This is a genomic window from Bartonella sp. AP57NXGY, assembly GCF_042195805.1.
Taxonomy (GTDB): domain Bacteria; phylum Pseudomonadota; class Alphaproteobacteria; order Rhizobiales; family Rhizobiaceae; genus Bartonella.
In genome coordinates, this window is record NZ_JBHIOZ010000561.1 from 1 (window position 1) to 651 (window position 651).

A 651-nucleotide genomic window follows, 5' to 3' on the forward strand; every position below is an offset into this window, starting at 1 on the left:
ACGCAAACTGCTTATGACATTGAGTAACATATCTGCTGATATCCATTCATTATAATCACCACGCAATAAATTAACAAAACGTCCACATAAAACAATCAGTATGTGACGATGCCGTATAATGTCAAACTTTGGTACGATATTCTGATAGCCACGGCTATAGACGAAATTTCTTGCTTGTTCTTGCTTTTGAAAATGTTCAAAAGCGCCGTAATTTTCACTGATATATTTTTCGTAAAGTCTATCGTACTGTTCTAGACTATCTACGCGCGTACATCCCAACAACACAGATACAAAAAAAGAGTTATAAATGTTACAACACGCGTTATGGATAACGATTTCATCGCTTTACCTTTTAATGACCATAATTTGTACGGCTTAACAGATTCCTATCAAATATATCAATATATGCTGTTTTCTTGTGGCTTATTTATAGCAAATTGTACTCAACAATATTTCTGTACTTGGTTTTATTCCCTCTCAACGAGGGGAGATATCATTCAAAGTTTCCATAGATAAGTTTATTATCTGGATAAGAGTATTTTCTAACATCAGAAAATACAGAGCTAACGCCACAATCAAAGAGAAAATACTCAAAAATGAGAATGTACAACGTAAAAAAATTATCTCAACAAGATGATTGATATTTTAAAG

Annotated in this window: 1 pseudogene; it reads right to left on the minus strand. The window is 32.7% G+C overall.

The window, feature by feature from the left end:
• A pseudogene (locus ACFIL8_RS12040) lies at nt 1-285 on the minus strand (hypothetical protein); the annotation flags it as partial.
• Nucleotides 286-651 lie beyond the last annotated feature (366 nt).